25 protein-coding genes and 1 pseudogene are annotated in these 22,037 nt (G+C 44.9%); 24 read left to right on the top strand and 2 right to left on the bottom strand.

Going from position 1 to position 22,037, the window contains the following annotated elements; translation table 11 throughout:
- The first annotated feature begins 522 nt into the window (after positions 1-522).
- From rho to ACZ5OK_RS15920, 9 genes are all read left to right on the top strand, one after another.
- Positions 523-1,803 (top strand): transcription termination factor Rho, encoded by a 1,281-nt coding sequence (rho, locus tag ACZ5OK_RS15960; protein ID WP_343838613.1) that lies wholly within the window; start codon positions 523-525, stop codon positions 1,801-1,803.
- A 278-nt stretch (positions 1,804-2,081) separates the two neighbouring features.
- Positions 2,082-2,327, top strand: coding sequence for a type B 50S ribosomal protein L31 (locus tag ACZ5OK_RS15955; RefSeq protein WP_044162427.1), 246 nt, complete (start codon positions 2,082-2,084; stop codon positions 2,325-2,327).
- Positions 2,328-2,741: 414 nt separating this feature from the next.
- On the top strand, positions 2,742-3,359 hold the full coding sequence (locus tag ACZ5OK_RS15950) for a thymidine kinase (RefSeq protein ID WP_343838540.1): 618 nt from the start codon (positions 2,742-2,744) through the stop codon (positions 3,357-3,359).
- Between the two features lie 550 nt (positions 3,360-3,909).
- A complete protein-coding gene (prfA, locus tag ACZ5OK_RS15945) occupies positions 3,910-4,980 on the top strand; it encodes a peptide chain release factor 1 (protein WP_343838539.1) in 1,071 nt (356 codons plus the stop codon).
- Positions 4,973-5,848, top strand: coding sequence for a peptide chain release factor N(5)-glutamine methyltransferase (gene prmC, locus ACZ5OK_RS15940; protein WP_343838538.1), 876 nt, complete (start codon positions 4,973-4,975; stop codon positions 5,846-5,848). The genes prfA and prmC overlap by 8 nt, the downstream gene beginning before the upstream one ends.
- 121 nt (positions 5,849-5,969) lie before the next feature.
- Positions 5,970-6,593, top strand: coding sequence for a stage II sporulation protein R (spoIIR, locus tag ACZ5OK_RS15935; protein WP_343838537.1), 624 nt, complete (start codon positions 5,970-5,972; stop codon positions 6,591-6,593).
- Positions 6,594-6,654: 61 nt separating this feature from the next.
- A complete protein-coding gene (locus tag ACZ5OK_RS15930) occupies positions 6,655-7,098 on the top strand; it encodes a GNAT family N-acetyltransferase (RefSeq protein ID WP_343838536.1) in 444 nt (147 codons plus the stop codon).
- 269 nt (positions 7,099-7,367) lie between these two features.
- Positions 7,368-8,414 carry an L-threonylcarbamoyladenylate synthase gene (locus ACZ5OK_RS15925; RefSeq protein WP_343838535.1) on the top strand — a complete coding sequence of 349 codons (1,047 nt, stop codon included), beginning with the start codon at positions 7,368-7,370 and terminating at the stop codon, positions 8,412-8,414.
- A gap of 75 nt (positions 8,415-8,489) precedes the next feature.
- The gene (locus tag ACZ5OK_RS15920) at positions 8,490-9,035 is read left to right on the top strand and encodes a manganese efflux pump MntP (RefSeq protein ID WP_343839022.1); all 546 of its coding nucleotides are present in this window, start codon (positions 8,490-8,492) and stop codon (positions 9,033-9,035) included.
- Between the two features lie 277 nt (positions 9,036-9,312).
- Here the strand turns inward: ACZ5OK_RS15920 and ACZ5OK_RS15915 are convergent, their stop codons facing one another.
- Positions 9,313-9,495: a hypothetical protein gene (locus ACZ5OK_RS15915; RefSeq protein ID WP_343838534.1), complete on the bottom strand. Its 183-nt coding sequence runs from the start codon at positions 9,493-9,495 to the stop codon at positions 9,313-9,315.
- Positions 9,496-9,575: 80 nt separating this feature from the next.
- Between ACZ5OK_RS15915 and ACZ5OK_RS15910 the strand changes: the two genes are divergently transcribed.
- Both ACZ5OK_RS15910 and ACZ5OK_RS15905 read left to right on the top strand, forming a co-directional pair.
- Positions 9,576-10,166, top strand: a complete 591-nt coding sequence (locus ACZ5OK_RS15910) for a low molecular weight protein arginine phosphatase (RefSeq protein ID WP_343838533.1) — start codon at positions 9,576-9,578, stop codon at positions 10,164-10,166.
- A gap of 27 nt (positions 10,167-10,193) precedes the next feature.
- Positions 10,194-10,718, top strand: a complete 525-nt coding sequence (locus tag ACZ5OK_RS15905) for a HAMP domain-containing protein (RefSeq protein ID WP_343838532.1) — start codon at positions 10,194-10,196, stop codon at positions 10,716-10,718.
- Here ACZ5OK_RS15905 and ACZ5OK_RS15900 read toward each other — a convergent pair.
- A pseudogene (locus ACZ5OK_RS15900) lies at positions 10,694-10,838 on the bottom strand (methyl-accepting chemotaxis protein); the annotation flags it as partial. The gene ACZ5OK_RS15905 and the pseudogene ACZ5OK_RS15900 sit on opposite strands and share 25 nt — an antisense overlap.
- On the opposite strand from ACZ5OK_RS15900, the gene ACZ5OK_RS15895 reads away from it, so the two are divergent.
- The 13 genes from ACZ5OK_RS15895 (at position 10,822) to ACZ5OK_RS15835 (ending at position 22,037) form a co-directional block, all read left to right on the top strand.
- Positions 10,822-11,484 (top strand): methyl-accepting chemotaxis protein, encoded by a 663-nt coding sequence (locus ACZ5OK_RS15895; RefSeq protein ID WP_464758807.1) that lies wholly within the window; start codon positions 10,822-10,824, stop codon positions 11,482-11,484. The pseudogene ACZ5OK_RS15900 and the gene ACZ5OK_RS15895 overlap by 17 nt on opposite strands.
- 18 nt (positions 11,485-11,502) lie before the next feature.
- Positions 11,503-11,943, top strand: a complete 441-nt coding sequence (rpiB, locus tag ACZ5OK_RS15890) for a ribose 5-phosphate isomerase B (protein ID WP_343838531.1) — start codon at positions 11,503-11,505, stop codon at positions 11,941-11,943.
- 82 nt (positions 11,944-12,025) lie between these two features.
- On the top strand, positions 12,026-12,595 hold the full coding sequence (locus tag ACZ5OK_RS15885) for a TIGR01440 family protein (RefSeq protein ID WP_343838530.1): 570 nt from the start codon (positions 12,026-12,028) through the stop codon (positions 12,593-12,595).
- Positions 12,596-12,904: 309 nt separating this feature from the next.
- Positions 12,905-14,143: a serine hydroxymethyltransferase gene (locus ACZ5OK_RS15880; RefSeq protein WP_343838528.1), complete on the top strand. Its 1,239-nt coding sequence runs from the start codon at positions 12,905-12,907 to the stop codon at positions 14,141-14,143.
- Between the two features lie 329 nt (positions 14,144-14,472).
- On the top strand, positions 14,473-15,102 hold the full coding sequence (gene upp / locus ACZ5OK_RS15875) for a uracil phosphoribosyltransferase (RefSeq protein ID WP_343838527.1): 630 nt from the start codon (positions 14,473-14,475) through the stop codon (positions 15,100-15,102).
- Between the two features lie 28 nt (positions 15,103-15,130).
- The gene (gene wecB, locus ACZ5OK_RS15870) at positions 15,131-16,249 is read left to right on the top strand and encodes a non-hydrolyzing UDP-N-acetylglucosamine 2-epimerase (RefSeq protein WP_343838526.1); all 1,119 of its coding nucleotides are present in this window, start codon (positions 15,131-15,133) and stop codon (positions 16,247-16,249) included.
- Positions 16,250-16,530: 281 nt separating this feature from the next.
- Positions 16,531-18,825, top strand: coding sequence for a S8 family serine peptidase (locus tag ACZ5OK_RS15865; protein ID WP_343838525.1), 2,295 nt, complete (start codon positions 16,531-16,533; stop codon positions 18,823-18,825).
- Positions 18,826-18,932: 107 nt separating this feature from the next.
- A complete protein-coding gene (locus ACZ5OK_RS15860; RefSeq protein WP_343838524.1) occupies positions 18,933-19,151 on the top strand; it encodes an AtpZ/AtpI family protein in 219 nt (72 codons plus the stop codon).
- Between the two features lies 1 nt (position 19,152).
- Positions 19,153-19,533, top strand: a complete 381-nt coding sequence (locus ACZ5OK_RS15855; protein ID WP_044162400.1) for an ATP synthase subunit I — start codon at positions 19,153-19,155, stop codon at positions 19,531-19,533.
- Between the two features lie 10 nt (positions 19,534-19,543).
- Positions 19,544-20,266, top strand: coding sequence for a F0F1 ATP synthase subunit A (gene atpB, locus ACZ5OK_RS15850; RefSeq protein ID WP_343838523.1), 723 nt, complete (start codon positions 19,544-19,546; stop codon positions 20,264-20,266).
- Between the two features lie 48 nt (positions 20,267-20,314).
- Entirely contained in the window at positions 20,315-20,524 is a 210-nt protein-coding gene (atpE, locus tag ACZ5OK_RS15845) for a F0F1 ATP synthase subunit C (protein WP_343838522.1), read from the top strand.
- 447 nt (positions 20,525-20,971) lie between these two features.
- Positions 20,972-21,499, top strand: coding sequence for a F0F1 ATP synthase subunit B (locus ACZ5OK_RS15840; protein WP_044162397.1), 528 nt, complete (start codon positions 20,972-20,974; stop codon positions 21,497-21,499).
- The gene (locus tag ACZ5OK_RS15835) at positions 21,492-22,037 is read left to right on the top strand and encodes a F0F1 ATP synthase subunit delta (RefSeq protein ID WP_343838504.1); all 546 of its coding nucleotides are present in this window, start codon (positions 21,492-21,494) and stop codon (positions 22,035-22,037) included. The genes ACZ5OK_RS15840 and ACZ5OK_RS15835 overlap by 8 nt, the downstream gene beginning before the upstream one ends.

Genomic DNA, 22,037 nt, shown 5'->3' with positions numbered 1-22,037 from the left:
TCGAAGGAGATTTAGTTAACTTTTGCTCGCGTTTTGACCATTATCGCCTATTCAGTAGCTATAGCAGCTATAGGGGAAGATCTCTGACTAATCCAGATAACTTAAAGCCTGGTATCTAAATAAAAAATATTCTTATTAAAATAACAATAACTTCACTAGCAGTTGAAATACACGTAGACTCCTGCGGGAAAAGTGAGACAGGTGAGACCCCGCAGCGGAGCGAGGAGGCTCACCCGCGGAAAGCGAAGTGTATTTCAACTGCGGCAGGTTAAGCACTTATACTAATTGTTCTTCAGATTAAGTATAAGTTCAAACAAAATAAAGGAATTTCACATTTTGTATTGAATAAATTATACAAATAAGGTTAAAATGATAATGTTTTATAATAGATCCCCCTGTTCAAAGTGACTTCAGAACAGAATCACTTCATATTCTTCTCTCCAGAAGGATTTCCTATTTAATGGTTTCATATTGTTATATTTTAAATAAGTTTAATTAATAGAAAGCAAAAGTGGTGATATTGTGTCAACGATTACAATTGGACAACTAGAAACAATGACATTAAAAGAATTATATACACAGGCGAGAAATTTTAAAATCTCGTATTACAGTAAATTAACAAAACGAGAATTAATTTTTGCTATTTTAAAAGCACAGGCTGAAAAAGACGGATTTCTGTTTATGGACGGAATTCTGGAAGTCATCCCTTCAGAAGGATTTGGATTCCTGCGACCGATCAATTATTCACCGAGTGCAGAGGATATTTACATTTCAGCCTCACAGATTCGGCGCTTTGATTTAAGAAATGGGGATAAAGTTTCAGGAAAAGTAAGACCACCAAAAGAGAATGAACGCTACTACGGACTCCTCCATGTTGATGCAGTTAACGGCGAGGACCCTGAGACAGCAAAAGAACGGGTTCACTTCCCAGCCTTAACTCCTTTATACCCAGATCGTTTAATGCAGCTTGAAACCAAACCGAACAATCTCTCAACCAGAATTATGGACATCATGGCCCCTGTCGGTTATGGACAGCGGGGATTGATTGTGGCCCCGCCAAAAGCAGGGAAAACGATGCTCTTAAAGGAAATCGCTAACAGTATTTCGGTCAACCATCCGGACACGAAGCTAATCATCCTGCTTGTTGATGAGCGTCCAGAGGAAGTGACCGATATTGAACGGTCCGTACATGATGATGTAGATGTTGTAAGCTCAACGTTTGATGAACTGCCGGATAACCATATTAAAGTGTCAGAGCTTGTGCTGGAACGTGCCATGCGTTTAGTGGAAAACAAAAAAGATGTGGTCGTCCTTATGGATAGTATTACAAGACTGGCCCGTGCCTATAACCTGGTCATTCCTCCAAGTGGACGAACCTTATCCGGGGGTATTGACCCGGCAGCCTTCCACCGCCCTAAACGATTTTTCGGAGCCGCCCGGAACATTGAAGAAGGTGGCAGTGTAACAATTTTAGCCACTGCCCTGGTGGATACAGGCTCACGTATGGATGATGTCATTTATGAGGAATTCAAAGGAACAGGAAACATGGAGTTACACCTTGATCGTAGTCTGGCTCAGCGGAGAATCTTCCCGGCGATCGATATTGCCAAATCCGGTACACGAAAAGAAGAACTGCTATTACCGAAATCACATATTGAGAAAATGTGGGCCATCCATAAAACGATGCAGGATTCCCCTGATTTCCTGGAACGCTTCCTGAGAAGGTTAAGAGGTTCCAAAACGAACGAAGAATTCTTCCAAATGATGGAGAAAGAAATGAAAGGGAAAGTGAAGCGGGTCTGATTTGATAGCGTGAAGTTTTTATGCACAGGCCTGATGTGGGTGCATTTGTATAACAGCATTGGGAAACTTTATTATATAACAGGCACATGTGGTATTGTTCTTAAGCTTAAGCAGCCATTTTAAATTTAATTGACCGATTCTAATCATGGTTGCAAAAAGAATATCAGCTTGGTATAATCTGTTCATGTGAGCTTAAATTCAAACTAAAATCGTCTAACTGCGATTTTCGACAATTACTCTGTTTCCAAAGGATTCAGGGCAAAAAGGAGTGGAAAAGCATGAAAAACGGAATTCATCCAGAATACAGAAAAGTTGTATTTCTTGATACAAGTTCAGATTACAAATTCTTGAGCGGATCAACTCAATCATCTGATGAAACCATTGAATGGGAAGATGGCAACACTTACCCACTCATTCGCGTGGAAATCAGCTCTGCATCCCACCCATTCTACACTGGTAAGCAAAAAGCCGACAAAGTAGGCGGACGTGTAGACCGCTTTAAGAAAAAATATAATCTTAAGTAAGAAAGAAAAGCGAAGGCGGCTGTATCGGCCTTTAGCTCGACATAAGAGAAAAAAATCGGCTGATTAGCCGATTTTTCCTCTTTAAAAGCAAATCTATTTATGTTTTTCTCCCTTAAAGGAAAGGGCAGTACAGTTAAAAAAACAGGCAAACTTGCTTAAATTTGCCTGTTTTTTTATTCGTCAAATTCGTATAAACTAAGGAAGAAAATCATCAATTCTTAGCTTTGATTATTTGCCATTCATATTATCTTTTTATTTTTCTTATCATTGCCATGGTTCTACAGGATCCACTGCTGTAGGAATGACCACTAATCCTGCTTCAACAAAAAGCTAAATTGAAAAAACATCGAATCTTGAACATCAATATGTAACGATTGAGATAAGCAATGATGCATGGAAAGGGGAGAGGCTTCAGTGAATATCATGAAGCAAAGCGGCTGGGTAGAGGTTATATGCGGGAGCATGTTTTCCGGAAAATCTGAGGAGCTCATAAGACGGGTTCGCCGTGCTACATACGGTCATTTAAAGGTGAAGGTATTTAAGCCTGTCATAGATAATCGTTATTCGGATGAATCGGTGGTTTCCCACAACGGAAATTCTATTATTGCCAGACCCATCGAACACTCCAGTAACATTTATGATCACATTAATGAAAATGATGACGTCATTGGCATCGATGAAGTCCAGTTCTATGATGAGCAGGTCGTTGCTGTCAGTCAGGACTTAGCGGAACAGGGCTACCGTGTCATCGTAGCGGGCCTCGATTTGGATTTTCGCGGTGAGCCTTTTGGACCGGTTCCTGATTTAATGGCTTTAAGCGAATCCGTAACGAAATTGAACGCCATTTGCCCTGTGTGCGGCTCACCAGCAAGCAGAACTCAGCGATTAATTGATGGCAGACCGGCTTCTTATGATGATCCTGTTATTTTAGTCGGAGCATCCGAATCCTATGAGCCCCGCTGCCGACACCATCATGAAGTGCCAAACAGACCGGAAATCGTGGACAAGCTAAAAAAAACAACCGTTAAATAATTCAGAGTAGAGGCTGTGACGAAAGTGCTCTCGCTAAGAATAAATCTGAACTGTTGATAGGTGTTGGCCTCCGCTACGGAAATATACTTCGCTTTCACCCAAGGGCACAAGTGCGACATCTACTCAAACTCCCTAAGGTCGTTTTCGTAGTGTCTTCTTTGCCGTGGGCGGCTGGTGAGCCTCCTCGCGCTATCGCACTGCGGGGTCTCACCTAGGCCCTCCTCCCACGACGAACAGGACGTTCTAGTGTCGGTGTTGGCACAGGACGTGCCGCTTTTAACCGACCAGGAGTCTACGTATCTTTCCTCCGCTAGGATATCCTGTTATTCGGTTTAGGTGAAGCGAATGAGTGATATCCCGGCCTCTTTTTCAATATTTGAAAACAGGCCGGATGAATTCATAATATTTTAGACTTATTTTATGGTTGATTCCCCCGCTTATAGCTCCTTCAGCAGCCGTTCATCCCCTATTTGCCTCCATCCCAATTTTGACCATTGTACATATCCTATAATATAATAAGTATGGTTTATGAAAAGTAGAGGTGGAGAACATGTTAGAGAAGCTACAATCCATTGAAGATCGTTATGACAAACTAAATGAAATGCTAAGTGATCCTGAAGTTATTAATGATACAAAGAAATTAAGAGAGTATTCCAAAGAACAGGCAGATCTCCAGGAAATTGTGGAAAAGTACCGCCGTTATAAAGAGGTGAAGGATGAGCTGACTGATGCGAAAGCAATGCTTGATGATCAGTTAGATGATGATATGCAGGATATGGTCAAGGAGGAAATTTCCGAATTGACCACCGAGCAGGAGGAACTTGAAGAAACGATGAAAGTTCTGCTCATCCCTAAAGATCCAAATGATGAGAAAAACGTCATTATGGAGGTTCGTGGTGCTGCCGGCGGTGATGAAGCTGCATTGTTTGCGGGAGACTTATTCCGTATGTATTCCCGTTATGCGGAATCCAAGGGCTGGAAAATTGATGTGATTGAGTCCCATGAATCAGATGTTGGCGGCTTTAAAGAAATTATTTTTATGGTAAACGGAAACGGTGCCTATTCCAAATTAAAATTTGAAAATGGAGCCCATCGTGTTCAGCGTGTTCCGGAGACAGAATCCGGGGGACGTATTCATACGTCGACTGCAACGGTAGCCGCATTGCCGGAAGCGGAAGAAGTTGAAGTGGATATTAATGAAAAGGATATTCGTGTCGATACGTTTGCATCCAGTGGTCCAGGCGGGCAAAGTGTAAACACGACCATGTCAGCTGTCCGTCTTACCCACGAACCAACAGGCATTGTGGTGTCCTGTCAGGATGAAAAATCCCAGATTAAAAACAAGGAGAAGGCCATGAAGGTTCTCCGCGCCCGTGTTTATGAAAAATTCCAACAGGAAGCACAGGAAGAAATTGATGAAACACGTAAATCTGCCGTTGGTTCCGGGGATCGCTCTGAGCGTATCCGTACATACAATTTCCCGCAGTCCCGTGTGACAGATCATCGTATAGGCTTAACCATTCAAAAGCTCGATCAGGTTTTACAAGGAAACCTTGATGAAATTACGGAAGCACTCATTATTGAAGAGCAGACCAACAGACTTGAAGAAATCGGTGATTAATGTGACAGCATTTTCAAACCTTTGGGAGGCCCGCCGCTGGGCTTCCCTTTTTTTAAAAGAGCATAACCGTGAAGAAGGCGTAGCCGATTTGCTGCTAATGGATCTTATGTCGATGTCAAAAGCCCAGCTCCTGGCAGCGATGCGGGATGACTTTCCACAGGCCGTTCAGGACACATTTATCAAACAGATTTATCAACATGTGGAAAACGGTACGCCGGTTCAGCATTTGACAGGCTATGCCCATTTTTACGGGCGGAATTTTACCGTAAGCCCGGCTGTTCTCATCCCCCGTCCGGAAACCGAGGAGCTCGTCCAGCTTGCTCTCGGACAGATTGCTCAGGAATTTAAGGACAAGCAGCCTGTAAAGGTTATCGATGTGGGAACAGGCTCTGGAATTATTGCCATCACTCTGAAAAAGGAGCATCCATCCCTGCAGGTACAGGGTGTGGATATCTCAGCGGATGCTTTAAATGTGGCCAGGCAAAATGCGCAAGAACTTGAAGCTGATGTTGAATTTTTAAAGGGTGATTTTTTAACACCATTCATAAATGCCGGGCAAAAGGCAGAAGTTATTATTTCCAATCCTCCCTACATACCGCCGGAAGATGAAGCAAGCCTGGACGATGTAGTCCGTTTGCATGATCCCGGATTGGCGCTGTTTGCCGAGGATAACGGATTGGCCGCCTATAAAAGAATCATCGAGCAGCTTCCGAAAGTCGTGGCAGACAGTGCCCTGGTCGCCTTTGAAATTGGTGACAAACAGGGCGGGGCTGTAAAGAATCTGCTCCAATCCACCTTCCCGAATGTTGAGCCAAAAGTCGTTCAGGATATTAATCAGAAGGATCGAATCGTCTATTCATGGGTCTGATAGATAGATGAGAATAGAAACAGAATCTATCAAACTAAAAATTTTTATATTGGATGTATAAAATGCTAGATTGCTGCCCATACTTGTGACCAGAACGCAAGGTTAAGGGGGCAGAAGAGTCATGAAGAAGTTGATTTTTATCTTTGTAAGTGCATTTATATTTTTTTATAATCCAATGATAGGGTACGGAAATGCTGATGGGAATCAGGGAGAACAATACCAGGTGATCCCGGACGAATCCATTCGCCTTCGAATATTGGCTCATTCCAACAGCGAGAAGGACCAGGAAGTAAAGCATGAAATCCGCAATCAGGTCAATGCAGAAATTACGAAATGGGTGAACGAGCTGAACGATATTGAAGGCGCGCGTGAACTGATTCAATCAAAACTCCCGGAAATAGAAAAGATTGTAGGCACGGTTCTTGAGCAAAACGACATTAAACAAACATTTGATTTAAAATTTGGCGATGTCCAATTCCCGAGCAAACTGTATGGGGGCAAGGTCTATCCGGCCGGAACCTACGAAGCATTGTTAATTACCATTGGTGATGGAAAGGGAGACAACTGGTGGTGCGTACTGTTTCCGCCCCTCTGTTTTCTCGACTTTTCAAATGGGACAACAGTAGCATCCGCCGAGGAAGAATCAGCCACTCCAACACCGGATGAACAAAAGGTCGAAGTTAAATTTTTTGTCATCGACTGGTTCCATAATATTGTAGACTGGATAAAAAATCTATTTTCCTGACATAATTTACTCCCCATTTTCATAGAGTAATACTAGAAATGAAGATGCGGGAGTGATTTTTATGTTAAACATAGTACCAGCAAGCAAATATGATGCCACAACGGTCGAAACGTTTTTTGGTGACCATTGGACAAGCCAGACGAACCGCCACGAGCTGCTTACCCATGGTAGATTTATAGAAATAAACGGCGGCCGCAGAGGATTTTATGCGATCGTTCCCAAAGAAAAGGGAATCGGCCAGCTGCGAACCTTGTATTTTACCGAGCAGCTGCAGGCAAGTCTATTACTTACGCTCATTGACTGGATCAAAGACGAAGCAGCTGAAAATGGCTACCAGCAGCTCATGGTCTTCAGTCACCGTTTATCAACAGATACCCTGTTTGAAACTTGGGGATTCGAAAAAATCACCGGCAAGCCCCCGATTTCTGTGGATAAACCGAGTGAAGAGGGAGAATGGTGGATGACCCCCGTGACATCATCCACAAATGTGGATAAAACCCCTTGATAAATTGTGCAAAACTTGTGTATAACGTGAATAACCTGTGCATAACCCTCCTTCCCTTGTGGATAAGGAGGGTTGTTTTAAGTCTGTAAAGGAGCATCTGTGGAAAAGTGGATGGAAGTGTTTCGGGAAGGGGAGTAGAGTTCGAAACATATTCTTTTAAAAAATCCAAAACCATTCCGCTTCAATCGTTAGATTTCACTTGACTTGCCAACGCCCCCTCAACAAGCCCATAATAGAGTACAGAAAAAATTCATCTGGGAGTGCCGGAAATGACAGACAGACCATACGAGACAAAATACTGGAACGTTCAGCAAGAAGAAATTCAGGAAACAAACGAAAACATTCGGGAAGCAGCTGCGGCTATCCAGAGTCAGGAGGCGGTAGCTTTTCCGACTGAAACTGTTTATGGATTGGGGGCGGATGCGACAACTCCGGAAGCTGTGGATAAAATTTTTCAAGCCAAGGGCCGGCCTGGGGATAACCCGTTAATCGTCCATATTGCCACCCGTGAGCAGGTGGAAACGGTAGCTGAAAACATTCCCGATCAGGCACGCAAACTTATGGATGCATTCTGGCCGGGTCCATTAACGATTATTTTAAAGAGTAATGGATCAGCCGCGGAAAATGTAACGGCCGGTTTATCCACAGTAGGGATCAGGATGCCGGATCATCCTGTAGCCCAGGCGCTGCTTAAGGCCTGCGCGCTTCCGGTTGCTGCGCCAAGTGCCAACCAATCCGGCCGGCCAAGTCCTACGACTGCCAAGCATGTATTAGATGATTTAACCGGAAAAATTTACGGAGTTGTAGACGGGGGAGCAACTGGAGTAGGGGTGGAATCAACGGTTGTGGATTGTACAGGAGAGACCGCCGTTATCCTTCGTCCGGGAGGCGCTACAAAGGAGGACCTTGAGGCAGTCATTGGTCCGGTCAAAACAGCCACCGATTTTAAAAATGAAAAAGAACAACCCAAAGCACCCGGGATGAAATATACCCATTATGCCCCGGATGCCCCTTTTTGGTTAGTTGAGGGTGGAGTTGATGAAGTGCAGCAGGAAATCAATCGCCTGAATAAAGAGGGACACACGGTCGGTCTCATTGCCAGTGAGGAGCACACCGATCAGTATCAGGGCGCCACGGTCAGAAGCTGTGGATCACAGGAAAATTTGCATGAAGTGGCCCATAAAATATACGATTGCCTGCGATTCTTTAACGACTCCTCTGTGGATATAATCCTTGGGGAAACCTTTCCGAAAAAGGGAGTAGGTGTTGCCGTGATGAACCGGCTGGAAAAAGCAGCAACGAAAATCATAAAGTGAGACTTTAAACAGCTAGTCTAAACCGAACCCTCCCCGCATATATTGGAGGTAGCATGTCCGAGGAGGGTTCACATGATTTCATATGTAATCGGAGAATGGCTGACCTTATCATTAATGGCCATTGCAGTCGGAATGGATGCATTTTCAGTCAGTTTAGGAATGGGAATGCTCAATCTCCGCCTGCGGAAAATCGCTTTTATAGGAATATTAATTGGAATTTTCCATATTTTCATGCCGTTTTTCGGGATCGTACTTGGAAATATTTTATCGGAAAAATTCGGATCTTTCGCCATCTATGTGGGGGGAATCCTCCTCATTGTATTAGGCATCCAAATGTTTATCCATTCCTTTTCAGAGCAGAACAATACCTACTTAGTAAGAGGGTTAGGCTTATTCCTGTTTGCTCTCACCGTCAGCCTGGACAGCTTTTCTGTGGGACTGAGTCTGGGCATGTTCGGCGTCCGGACCGTTGTAGCCCTGTTTTTGTTCGGCTTTTTCAGCATGGTGCTCACCTGGCTCGGCTTTATTCTCGCCCGGAAAGCGTCCAGTCTGCTTGGCTCCTACAGTGAAGTGCTCGGCGGAAGCATCCTCTGTGCGTTTGGGATACAGCTGTTATTGTAAGTGGTAAATTCGGAGCTGTTGCGACTGAGGCTGTTGCTGAGATCGAGGGCGGCGGAATGGAACGTGATTCGGCCTGAAATTGTGGAGCGTGATCCGTGGTGATCCGTCCTGAAATTGTGGAATTGATCCGATTTTTATAAAATTCGTCTATTTTATCCAAAATCAATCCGCTCAAGCTCGGGATTAAGCCTGTTTTCGAAATAATTAATCCAATTCCGGAAATAATTAATCCTGTTTTAAAAATGATTCGTCCAATGTCATAAGAATTAATCCGATTTTACAGGTATTCATCCGGAATATTATTTATTGAGCTAACAATCACTTTTATCGGCGCACGTCCCGGGATTTGAGCGGAAAAAATCGGAATCAATCCGCTCACCCCCGGGATTAAGCCACCACGCCCCGCCCAATCCGCTCCACACCATACTCCGGCAGGCTCACCAACACTTATCCATACCATCTCCCATATCCACCCGAAAAGTGACAGCTCTCCCTGTTTAATGATATATTTTGGCTAAGAAGAAATGAGGGGGTACCAGCATGAATCATATACTGTTTGTCTGTACGGGAAACACGTGTCGAAGTCCAATGGCAGAAGCACTTTTAAAGCATAAATATAAAGATGCTGAAGTGAAGTCGGCGGGTCTTTTTGCCGGACAGGGAGCACCTGCATCTCCGCAGACAGAGGAAATCCTTGCGCAAAAAGGAATCCGGCTTAATCATCAATCCCAGCCCCTGACTCCCGATCTCGTTGAGTGGTCGGATGTGATCCTGACCATGACGGCCAATCATAAGCAATCTATCATCATGCAGTATCCAGCAGCTGAGGAAAAGGTATTTACTTTAAAGGAATATGTGGATGACAGCCAGCAGAAAATCTGGCAGGAGCTTAAGGAGGCGTATGCAACCCTCGAGAGTCATCGAGCACTTCTCAAATCCTCCAGCAACCAGGCATTCTCTGAAGAAGTAGAAGAAATTCAGGAAAAAATCGATCATCTGGAAAAACAGATGGACAGTCAGGATATTCAGGATCCATTTGGCGGAGATGTGAACGTTTATCGAAAAACCCTGGAAGAACTCGAAAAATATATTGAACTTCTTGTAAAAAAGTTGGACAATGGAAATAAGTAGGGAATCGGGAAACAGGGGGAGACGAGAATGACAGAAAAGCACCGTTTTAGCTTGAGGGTAAAGCTTGTCATTTTCATAACGGTTTTAGCTCTTATTACATACGGGACGAGCGCCTTCTTTATTTATGTACTAAGTGACTTTTTGCAATCGTTTTTAGGAGTATCGGAGGCAGTTTATACAATCCTGGTATTACTGCTCGGGATTTTCTGGTCAGGGATTTTGGCTTATTTTGCAGCGGGCCTGATTATTAAACCATTGTTGAAACTAAAGGATGCTGCCACAGAAGCAGCGAGCGGCAATATTGCAGAGGATGCCGATGTGTCAAAATCGGATGATGAAATTCGTTCACTTGGGGTAGCATTTAATACCATGCTGGCCAGTTTGCGTGGTATCATAACGAATATAGAGAAAAATTTTGATCAGACCATTCAGTCCGTGGGCGCCATCAGGGAATCGGCTATGAATGCGGAACAGCAGGCGACGTCCATTTACACTGCTGACATCCTTTTGAGTATTGGTAATAAATCCGGAAATATTCTGCACAGCATTTGAGCTTTCATCCGCCAGCTTACGAACTTCTTCGGCGACAACCGCAAAGCCCTGGCCATGCTCCCCGGCTCTGGCCGCTTCAATCGAGGCATTTAAGGCTAAAAGATTGGTCTGTTCAGCAATTTCCCCGTCCCAGACTATCACGGAGATTGCCTCAGGTGCCGAAAACTCTTCGTCATCGATTTTACAAACGGCAGATTCAGTAGAGGAAGCAACAAGATTGGCCAGAGAGGTCCAGGAAAAGGCTAAGCATTCCCATTCCCTGTCACAGGGGATGCTGGAGACGCTTGACCAGTCTAAAGGGATTATCGGAAAGCTCGTTACAAGTGTGCAGAATATCTCTAAAGACCAGGAAAACTCTTTGGAAGCGGTGGAACGTCTGGAGAATAATGCGACAGAGGTTGAAAAGATTATTACATTAGTGGTAGAGCGGATCCAAGGTCAGGTCAGCTATGCCAGACAGGAAGCTTCTAAAGGGGAAGAATCCAACGTCGCTATTGCCAACGTATCGTCCTCGGTCAACGAGGTGGCAGATGCTGTCGGACATATTTCTGACCTGATGGATAAACAACTAGAAACAATGGAAGCAACATCAAAGGAATCTCAAGAAGTTGCAGCAATTGCCGAGGAAACGACGGCTGGTACGGAAGAAGTAAGTGCTTCGATTCAGGAGCAGAATGCCGTTATTGAAGAAATCAGTCAAATGGCTGCCCAATTGGAACAGCAGGCGCAGCAGCTGAATAGGCAAATTCATAAATTCGAAAAATAGAGAAAGGAGCTGACCGCTATGAAAATTGTACTCGCATCCGATCACGGTGGTGTCAATCTGCGCCAGGAAATTGCAGGTCTTTTGCAGGAAATGAATATAGAGTATGACGATATGGGCTGTGACTGTGAAGGCTCCGTTGATTATCCTGACTATGGAATCCCGGCCGCGGAAAAGGTTGCAGCTGGAGACTATGATTTAGGGATTTTAATTTGCGGAACAGGCATCGGCATGACCATCTCTGCCAACAAAGTAAAAGGAATCCGCTGTGCTCTTGTTCACGATGTATTCAGTGCGAAAATGACAAAGGCGCACAACAATGCCAACGTGATTGCCATGGGAGAGCGTGTAATTGGATCTGGATTGGCAAAAGAGATTGTAAAAGCATGGCTGGAGACCGAATTTGAAGGCGGCCGCCATGAAAACCGCATCGGAAAAATCACGGAGTACGAGAATAAGTAAGTTTTTAACAAAATTACGGAAGAGACAGGGCATGCGCCAAGCTCAGGCTGCCCCGTCTTTTCGCGGAATCAGGTGATGGACTATGACTGATTTACAGACAGAAATCAAAAGTCATCTCAAGGAACTGGTTGACGATTGGCGCAGAAGTGAGTATTTACAGCCAGGTCAGCTGTTTGTCCTGGGCTGTTCGACCAGTGAAGTTGCCGGGGAAAGAATCGGGACCTCAGGCAGCGAAGAGATTGCCAGCGTTATTTTTCAGGAAATGCAGAGGCTGCAAAAAGAGAGCGGTATCCACCTGGCGTTTCAATGCTGTGAACATTTAAATCGTTCCCTGGTTGTGGAGCAGAAGGCGATGGAAAAATACGCACTCACTGAAGTGTCTGCTGTACCCGTACCAAAGGCAGGCGGATCGATGGCAGCCTATGCGTATCAGCATATGGAGCAGCCTGTATTGGTCGAATCCATCACGGCCCATGCAGGAATGGATATTGGGGATACGTTTATTGGTATGCACTTAAAGCCTGTAGCTGTCCCGGTGCGGTTAAGCCGGAAAACCCTTGGGGAAGCCCATGTTACAGCCGCCTATACCCGTCCAAAACTAATCGGAGGCGAGCGGGCGGTTTATTCTTTATCACGTATTAACTGGCCGTAATACCCCCACTTCAAGGCTTGAGGGTAAACCAACAAAAATAAGTGGGGGATAAACGGCCAGTAAATCCCTGATAAGTTCAACTAACAAGAAAAGCGGAGGCGACCGGTTAGATCATGCGGGATAAGACGAAGACATGGAGTGGCATGGGCTTGGCCACGGAATGGCTTTGGCTTATATCCGCCTTGACCTGGGAGCCGCAGCTGGCCAAATCATGGGGGATGGAGACCCCCCACTGATGGAAGTTTCACTTTATCAGAACAAGACTCATTAAACCATACATGTGATTAATCATGTGAGGAGGAGAAAGCTGTGGAGCATTTACAAAACGTAGATCCGGAAATCTTGGAAGCGATTGAGAAGGAAAAAAAGCGACAGCAGGATAAAATTGAACTGATTGCATCGGAAAATTTTGTCTCGGAAGCCGTGATGGAAGCAGCAGGATCCGTCATGACCAACAAATATGCAGAGGGCTACCCAGGTCGCCGCTATTACGGAGGCTGTGAGTATGTCGATGTTGCCGAAAATTTAGCCCGTGACCGCGCGAAGAAGCTGTTCGGTGCGGACCATGTCAACGTACAGCCTCACTCCGGTGCCCAGGCAAATATGGCCGTCTACTTCACGGTTCTTGAACCAGGAGACACCGTGTTAGGCATGAACTTAAACCATGGGGGTCACTTAACCCACGGCAGTCCAGTTAACTTTAGCGGAACCCTTTACAACTTTGTAGACTATGGGGTGGATGAGGACAGCGAACAAATTGATTACGAGGCTGTTTTAGCGAAAGCAAAAGAGGTACAGCCAAAGCTTATTGTGGCTGGAGCCAGTGCCTATCCACGGGAAATCGACTTTGCAAAATTCCGGGAAATTGCCGATGAAGTTGGCGCATACTTAATGGTCGACATGGCCCATATTGCCGGACTTGTCGCCACAGGTCTTCATCCTAATCCGGTTCCACAGGCCCATTTTGTCACAACAACCACCCATAAAACTCTTCGGGGACCGCGGGGCGGAATGGTTCTCTGCCAGGAGGAATTCGCGAAGAAACTGGATAAATCCGTTTTCCCTGGCATTCAGGGCGGACCACTCATGCATATTATTGCTGCCAAGGCTGTTGCGTTAAAAGAGGCGCTTGAGCCAGGCTTTAAGGAGTATGCACAGCAAATCATTGACAACGCCAAACGTCTGGGTGAATCCCTGACGAATGAAGGGGTCCGAGTCGTTTCTGGTGGTACAGACAACCATTTACTATTGCTCGATCTGCGCCCACTTGAACTTACCGGAAAAACAGCAGAAAAAGCCCTTGATGAAGTAGGAATTACGGCTAATAAAAATACGATTCCATTTGATCCGGAAAGCCCATTTGTAACCAGTGGTATTCGGATTGGAACCGCAGCCGTCACCACCCGCGGCTTTGATGTGGAGGCGATGGATGAAATTGCGGCTGTCATCGCACTGACGTTAAAAAATACAGAAGACGAAGAGAAGCTGAAGGAAGCAAAACAACGTGTAGCAGCCTTAACAGCGAAATATCCGCTGTATGAGGAGTAGATTTGTTTTGCCGGCCTGTCACGGAAAAGCGGGACGTTCTCAGCCCGTGACCTGGCGACCTGTGGCTGAGGCTGATTCCGGGGCAGAGCATGCCCGGCAGCTGAATAGAGAAAGACTGGCAAAGGACGATAGATGCCAGTCTTTTTTGTGAGGGATTTTGGGATGATCCGCTGATCCCGGCAGTCAGCAACAGAGAATAGCCCGCCAGCTGTAACGATTATGCCGGCACAATTATGAAACTTTTCAGAAATCCGTGATTCGGTTGAAACGACGATTTTATTTCAGTACAATTTGTAGGATATATCTTTTAATAAAGGAGAGTTCGGCTCATGGGAAAAGTGTACGTATTTGACCATCCATTGATTCAGCACAAATTAACATTTATTCGTGATAAAAGTACGGGAACCAAAGAATTCAGAGAGCTTGTTGATGAGGTTGCCACGCTGATGGCTTTTGAAATCACACGGGATCTGCCCCTTCAGGAGGTCACCATTGATACCCCTGTGGAGACGGCAACATCAAAAGTATTAGCGGGTAAGAAGCTTGGACTTATTCCGATTTTACGTGCAGGTTTAGGCATGACCGATGGAATTTTACAGCTGATTCCAGCCGCGAAAGTAGGACATGTTGGCTTATATCGTGATCCGGAAACACTCCAGCCTGTGGAATACTATGTAAAATTACCATCTGATATTGAAGAGCGCGAACTGATTGTGATTGACCCAATGCTTGCGACAGGTGGTTCAGCGATTGAAGCGATTCATTCCCTGAAAAAACGTGGCGCAAAGCAGATCCGTCTCATGTGTCTGATCGCAGCACCTGAAGGCGTTGAGGCAGTGAAAGAAGCGCATCCGGATATTGATATTTACCTGGCTGCACTCGACGAAAAGTTAAATGAAAAAGGCTACATAATTCCAGGTCTTGGGGATGCCGGAGACCGCTTATACGGCACGAAGTAATTTTTTGAAAGTTAGGGAGTGGGGAGAAGTGAACAGGCGCCTTCGAGTAATGACGATTTTTGGAACCAGACCTGAAGCTATCAAAATGGCACCCTTGGTTTTAGAATTGAAAAAGCGCAACAAGCAATTTGAACCCATTGTAACCGTTACTGCCCAGCACCGGGAAATGCTGGATCAGGTCCTGGGCCTTTTCGGAATTGAACCAGATTTTGATTTGAATATTATGAAACAGCGGCAGACACTGGTTGAAATAACAACGAGGGCTCTTGAAGGTCTCGATCAAGTTATGAAGGAAACCGCGCCTGACATGGTTTTGGTCCATGGGGATACGACAACCACCTTCACAGCAAGCCTGGCCGCCTATTATAATCAGATTCCGGTTGGTCATGTGGAGGCAGGCCTGCGCACCTGGAATAAATATTCTCCTTTCCCGGAAGAAATGAACCGTCAGCTAACAGGAGTTATGGCCGATCTGCATTTTGCACCGACCCATCAGGCTGAGCAGAACCTGCTTCAGGAAGGAAAACAGCGGAAACAGATTTTCGTCACAGGAAATACGGCCATTGATGCTTTAAAAACAACGGTCCGGCCTGATTATAAACACGAGGGATTAAAAAAGGCGGAAGGAAAACGACTGGTACTGGTGACGGCCCATCGCCGGGAAAATTTGGGTGGAAAAATGGAGCAGATGTTTCGTTCAATCAAACGTTTGACTGACAAGCATGAGGATATCCAGGTCATCTATCCTGTTCATCTGAATCCTGTCGTTCAGCAGACGGCAAAGGAAATTCTGGGAGATCATGACCGTATTGACCTCATCGAACCTCTCGAGGTCCTGGATTTTCATAATTTTGCCGCCAGAAGTCACTTTATCCTGACCGATTCAGGAGGGGTCCAGGAGGAAGCACCGTCCCTCGGTGTGCCGGTCCTCGTTCTCAGGGACACAACCGAAAGACCTGAAGGCGTGGAAGCCGGCACATTGAAACTCGCAGGCACGGAGGAAGAGGCGATTTTCACCATGGCCGATGAACTGCTTTCGGATGAAGCAGCCCACGCACGGATGGCCCGCGCCTCCAATCCATATGGTGACGGACAGGCCTCCGGAAGAATCGCAGACGCAATTATATCCCACTTTAATGAGAAGTGAAAATTAGATAGACCTGACTGCTTTTGTATAACCTGACTCTTTGGAGGGTCAGGTTTTTGTTTTGGTTTGAGAAAATTTATATTGTGTCTGGATTGATGTGGCTTAAATACCGGTGGGTTGGCATAATAACAGGAAGTGTGGCTTAATTCCGGAAATCCAGGCCGAAAAACCGCCTCTCCCGGCTAAATTCCGAAATCCAGGCCATACCCCACCGCAACCATCTGAATAATCCCCGGCCCCACAGCAAAAACTAATAAGAAAAAAGTGGGAGCGTATCAACAATGAACATTAAAGCCATCACTCATACGACCATTATTCTTTTCATCGTCACAGCAGCCATTTTCATGCCCATGAATCCCCAAAATAAGGTTACCGCTCTGGAGGAGGAGGTTTCAGTTATTGTTGAAGTGGAGGGGGATCCCTATAAATGGAAGGATTACATAGAAGACTATCATCCATTCGTGGAAGTTGTACATGTGTATGATACGCTGCTTAACGCCCTGGCGATTAAAGGGGAAGCGAAGGATGTTTATGGTATTGACAAGGAAGATTTTATCCAGCATGTGTTTCCGGCACAAAAATATGAAGTTCCCCAGCCGTCATTGCAATCCAATCAGCAGACAGAGAAAGGAGAACAATCAGACCGTTCTGAAGCAGAAAAAGCTTCCGAATCACCTGCGAAACAAAACCAAAGTCCGCAAAACGCTGATGCCATAGAGCCCCCTGACCGCCCGGTAGATTCCGAATATACCGGGGAAGGCATCAAGGTCGGTGTGATTGATACTGGTATCGCCTACGAACATCCGGATTTGAAAGCAAATTATCACGGCGGCTATGACGTCGTGGAATTTGATGAGGACCCGATGGAAACCCTCCCAACCCAAGGTCCGCCGACATTACACGGCTCCCATGTGTCGGGTATTATTGCCGCTAATGGGGAGATGAAGGGTGTGGCACCGGATGCGGACATCTATGCCTACCGCGCGCTCGGCCCGGGTGGTGTGGGTTCGTCCGTTGGGATTATTGCGGCTATAGAGCGGGCGGTAGAAGATGGCATGGATATCATTAATCTGTCTCTCGGAAGCACCGTTAATAGTCCGGACTGGCCGACAAGTATGGCTGTTAATCAAGCGATTGATCAAGGGGTAGCGGTGGTGATTGCCAATGGAAACTCCGGCCCTGAAAACTGGACGGTTTCATCACCTGCCACATCCGTCAAGGCTCTATCTGTAGGAGCATCCATTACAGAAATGAAAATACCTTATGTAACCGCGCCACTGGATGATAAAGCAATTGGCTTAACCCCAATGATGGGTGCGCCTGAATGGAATCTTCAAAAACCCTATAAATTGGTGGATGGAGGCTTAGGCAAAGAGCCCGTTGAGAATGCAGAAGGAAAAATCGTGCTCTTTGAACGAGGTGACATTCCCTTTACGGAAAAAGTACAGAAGGCAGAAGAAGCAGGAGCCGTCGCAGCGATTATTTATAATAATGAAAAAGGAAAGCTGGAAGGTGGCTTGACCGTGCCGCCATCGATTCCGGTTGCTGCCGTTTCAAAAAAGAATGGGAAATGGCTGCTGGAAAAAGCGGAAAAAGATTTGTGGCTTCGTACCTCCTACAAGCATATGGAGGATAAACTGGCCTCCTTCAGCTCTAAAGGTCCGGTTGTCGCCAATTGGGATATTAAACCGGAAGTGCTCGCTCCTGGGGTAAACATTGCAAGTACAGTTCCCGGGGGCTATCAGGAGCTGCAGGGTACGAGTATGGCGGCCCCGTTTGTTACGGGGGTTCTTGCCCTGATTAAAGAGGCCCATCCGGATTGGAGTCCGGAAAGGATGAAGGCAGCTGTTCTCTCAACCGCAATCCCCTTCAAAAATGAAGAGGGGGGCTTATATGCTCCCATTGCACAGGGGATGGGGGAAATTCAGCCGGAAAAAAGCATTAACCCGGAAGTTCTCATCCATGGAAGCCGGCTTACGTTTGGAAAAGTTACGAAAAGAAATGAAACGAAAACGGTAAATATGATGATTGAAAACCGATCAGATCAAAAGAGAAAGTTCCGATTTGAGATTCCGGATGATTCAGAGGGGGTAACGTGGGATGTTCCGCAGACCTTTTATTTAAAGCCGGGCGAGAAAAAGAAAATCAGCATAAATCTTCGGGTACATTCTGGAAATTTAGAAAAAGGAATGCATCAAGGCTGGCTGACCCTATATAATGAAAACAAACCCAGAAAGCTGCCCTACTTATTTGTCAATAAAACGGCCGACTATCCCAAAATTGATGGATTGGAGCTGTCAGTCTCACCATTTGAACAAAATCAGCTAAAATACCGGATGTATCTGCCTGATGGTGCGGATCAGTTAACGATTGATCTTTATGATCCGGAAACTCTGCGCTATATAAAAACCATTGTTCGGGAAAAAGATGTAGAAGCGGGGATGATCGACGGGATTATCCCAAGAAAAGAAGTAGGGGAAGATCATTATCTTGCACTTGTCAAGGTGTTAAACGGCCAAAAATACAGTTCAATTGTGACAGATTTTCAACTTTTACAGCACCCATCCGAATTTTAAATTGTGATATTATTGACACAAAAAGGGGACTATTGTATGCTAATCTAGGTGTATGATAGGGTTTTCACATAAAGGAATTTGAATGAATAACCCATGGAGGTGGCCTCATGGGTAAGGATCAAAAGCCTTTTCATGCCTTTGCGTTGACAAGTGCGATTGTTTCCTGTTTGTCAGGGAGTACGCTGGTGGGCATTTTTTTTGGCAGATGGATTGACCAGAAGCTTGGAACATCACCGACTTTTCTGATTATTGGACTTTTTATTGGCTTGGGTGCAGGGGTTTATGGCACAATTAACTTAGTCAATAAATACACAGGAGATAACTGACATGCAGCAATACAAGGTGATGGTCAATCGACAACGAAAATGGATGCTCTATATACTGGCCCTCTTTGTTCTTGGGTGGGGATTTTCGCCTTATCCCAAAATATTTTTAAGCCTGATCTTAGGCTCCTCTTTAAGCTTTTTTAACCTCTGGCTGATACAACGCAAGGTTAATCAGGTTGGACATGCTGCATCCAAAAACGTAACTTCCCGGGCAATCGGGACGTTTTCACGCTTTGCAAGTGCAGCACTCGCGGTGGTCATAACCATCCGCTACCCGCAATATTTCCAGGTAATACCCGTTGTATTGGGATTAATGACATCTTACTTTGTCATTATCATAGATTATGCACTACATCTAAAAGATTTAAACCCTAGGAAGTGAGGTGAAAATTTTGGATCACGAGGCACCGATATACCAGGATTTATTTGGTATTTCATGGCTGGACTTTAACCTTTCCAATGTGGTGATGATGCTGATTGCCGCAACGATCGTATTTATTATAGGAATTTTAGCCAGTCGGAATTTAAAGCGAAAACCGACCGGTCTGCAGAACTTTATGGAATGGTTAATTGATTTTGTTAAAGGAATCATTGGTGACAACATGGATTGGAAGACGGGTAAACAGTTTTTACCCCTGGGGATGACGTTGATTACATACATCTTCGTTTCGAATATTTTAGGGGTTATCATGCTGATTACCATTGATCATGATTTATGGTGGAAATCCCCAACATCTGATCCAGGCATTACATTGTCACTTTCTGTTTTGATTATTGTTTTAACCCATTATTATGGTGTGAAAACATTAGGTGCGAAAAAGTATGGAAAGAGCTATTTCGAACCACTCCCACTAATGTTACCTTTTAACATTATTGAGGAATTTGCCAACACGTTGACGTTAGGTCTTCGTCTGTTTGGTAACATTTATGCAGGGGAGATTCTTTTAACTCTGCTGGCAGGACTCATGACAACTGGAGCCGTTGGATTCTTAGGTGGTATTATTCCAATGTTAGCTTGGCAAGGCTTCAGTATCTTTATAGGAGCAATTCAGGCATTTATCTTTACAATGTTGACAATGGTCTATATGTCCCACAAAGTGAGTCAGGACCATTAATGTTATATTGAAAAAATCTAATTTCGAAAATATGAGGAGGAATTTCAAATGTCAGGAGCTTTAGCAGCAGCAATTGCAGTAGGTTTAGGAGCATTAGGAGCAGGTATTGGTAACGGTCTTATCGTAAGTCGTACAGTAGAAGGAATCGCACGTCAACCAGAACTCCGCGGTGCCCTTCAAACAACCATGTTCATCGGTGTAGCATTGGTCGAAGCACTCCCAATCATCGCCGTCGTAATCGCATTTATGGTAATGTAGGTTTAAAAGTGGAAGGGCCCCGCTTAGCTCCGACCGCATAAGCAGAATACGCGGAGTGGCGTGCTTTTGGCCACGGAGCGGATTATGCTTATGACGGCTTGGAGCCAATCAGACAACATCAACTGTAAAATCTCAGAAAAAACCGGAGGCCTGAAACTCCAGGCTTATTCGTTTCACAAACAAACGATTGTTTAACCCTTAACCTGGAGCTTAGCCTCCATAATTGCATGAAAAAAGCTTTTCGCCATCTGAACTTGTAGTGTAAGAAGCTAGGTCATCTGCTATAAGGAAAACAGCAAATGACATTAGCGAAGTATATTTCCGGAGCGGGTTATATGCACTATCTTAATGGCAGCATATCCAACATTAGGTGTTGTCCTAGCTTCATAAACAAGTTCGACGATTGAAAAGCCGATATCAAATGTTTTGGCGAAAGGAGTGTGTGGCGTGTTAGATACAAGCGTTCTCGTATTAAACGCTAGTGGGTTCAGCTTTAATGGTGGAGATATTATTGTTTCCTTACTAACGTTCACTATTCTGCTATATCTTTTGAAGAAATTTGCATGGGGTCCATTAATGAACGTAATGAAAGAGCGTGAGGATCATATTGCAAGTGAAATCGATACGGCAGAACAAAATCGCCAGGAAGCAGAACGCTTAGCAGCTGAGGCAAAAGAAAACATTAAGAGCACCAGACAGGATGCTCAGAAGATTATTGAAGATGCTAAGCAAACGGCGAAGGAACAGGAACAATCCATTATTAGCGCTGCTCGCAGTGAAGCAGACCGTATGAAAGAAACCGCTCGTCAGGAAATCGAGCAGGAGAAAGATAAAGCTATTACAGCCCTTCAGGATCAAGTGGCGTCCTTGTCCGTAAGAATTGCAAGCAAGGTTATTGAAAAAGAGCTTTCTGAGAAGGATCAGGAGGAGCTTATCAATGAATATTTAAAAGAGGTAGGAGATAACGATGAGTGATTCAGTTGTTGCCAATCGTTATGCCGTAGCCCTTTTTGAACTAGGACAAGAGAAATTAGCACTCGATCAGCTTTTAACCGAAGTTCAGGCGGTACAGACCGTTTTTAACGAAAGTCAGGACTTAACAACATTCCTGAGTTCTCCAAGCATTTCTATTGAAAAGAAGAAAGCTCTTCTGAAGGATGCTTTTAAAGATGTTTCAAAGGAATTATTGAACACTTTATTTATTATGACAGAAAGACATCGTGAAACGGAAATACCAGCGATGACAAGAGCCTTCATATCGATGACGAACGAATCTCGGGGAGTAGCTGAAGCCGATGTATATTCCGTTCGTGCATTATCGGATGAAGAAAAGCAGTCATTAGAAAAAGTGTTTGCAGAGAAGCTGGGAAAAAACTCTCTATATATTACCAATATCGTAGACCCATCCCTTATTGGCGGTGTGAAGCTCAAAATAGGGAATCGCATCTATGATGGTACGATAAGTAGAAAGTTAGAGCGTATCGAACGTGAGCTGGTTTCTGCAAACAAATAA

It is taken from the genome of Salinibacillus aidingensis, from assembly GCF_055393355.1.
This window is presented reverse-complemented; position numbering and strand designations above follow the sequence as displayed.

What these genes read in the sequence shown, in the direction of transcription:
- ACZ5OK_RS15955 (WP_044162427.1), top strand. Translation starts at nt 2,082, where the DNA reads ATGAAAAACGGAATTCATCCAGAATACAGAAAAGTTGTATTTCTTGAT.
- prfA (WP_343838539.1), top strand. Translation starts at nt 3,910, where the DNA reads ATGTTAGAGAAGCTACAATCCATTGAAGATCGTTATGACAAACTAAAT.
- spoIIR (WP_343838537.1), top strand. Translation starts at nt 5,970, where the DNA reads ATGAAGAAGTTGATTTTTATCTTTGTAAGTGCATTTATATTTTTTTAT.
- ACZ5OK_RS15930 (WP_343838536.1), top strand. Translation starts at nt 6,655, where the DNA reads ATGTTAAACATAGTACCAGCAAGCAAATATGATGCCACAACGGTCGAA.
- ACZ5OK_RS15925 (WP_343838535.1), top strand. Translation starts at nt 7,368, where the DNA reads ATGACAGACAGACCATACGAGACAAAATACTGGAACGTTCAGCAAGAA.
- ACZ5OK_RS15915 (WP_343838534.1), bottom strand. Translation starts at nt 9,495, where the DNA reads ATGGTATGGATAAGTGTTGGTGAGCCTGCCGGAGTATGGTGTGGAGCG.
- ACZ5OK_RS15910 (WP_343838533.1), top strand. Translation starts at nt 9,576, where the DNA reads ATGAATCATATACTGTTTGTCTGTACGGGAAACACGTGTCGAAGTCCA.
- ACZ5OK_RS15905 (WP_343838532.1), top strand. Translation starts at nt 10,194, where the DNA reads ATGACAGAAAAGCACCGTTTTAGCTTGAGGGTAAAGCTTGTCATTTTC.
- rpiB (WP_343838531.1), top strand. Translation starts at nt 11,503, where the DNA reads ATGAAAATTGTACTCGCATCCGATCACGGTGGTGTCAATCTGCGCCAG.
- ACZ5OK_RS15885 (WP_343838530.1), top strand. Translation starts at nt 12,026, where the DNA reads ATGACTGATTTACAGACAGAAATCAAAAGTCATCTCAAGGAACTGGTT.
- upp (WP_343838527.1), top strand. Translation starts at nt 14,473, where the DNA reads ATGGGAAAAGTGTACGTATTTGACCATCCATTGATTCAGCACAAATTA.
- ACZ5OK_RS15865 (WP_343838525.1), top strand. Translation starts at nt 16,531, where the DNA reads ATGAACATTAAAGCCATCACTCATACGACCATTATTCTTTTCATCGTC.
- ACZ5OK_RS15860 (WP_343838524.1), top strand. Translation starts at nt 18,933, where the DNA reads ATGGGTAAGGATCAAAAGCCTTTTCATGCCTTTGCGTTGACAAGTGCG.
- ACZ5OK_RS15855 (WP_044162400.1), top strand. Translation starts at nt 19,153, where the DNA reads ATGCAGCAATACAAGGTGATGGTCAATCGACAACGAAAATGGATGCTC.
- atpE (WP_343838522.1), top strand. Translation starts at nt 20,315, where the DNA reads ATGTCAGGAGCTTTAGCAGCAGCAATTGCAGTAGGTTTAGGAGCATTA.
- ACZ5OK_RS15835 (WP_343838504.1), top strand. Translation starts at nt 21,492, where the DNA reads ATGAGTGATTCAGTTGTTGCCAATCGTTATGCCGTAGCCCTTTTTGAA.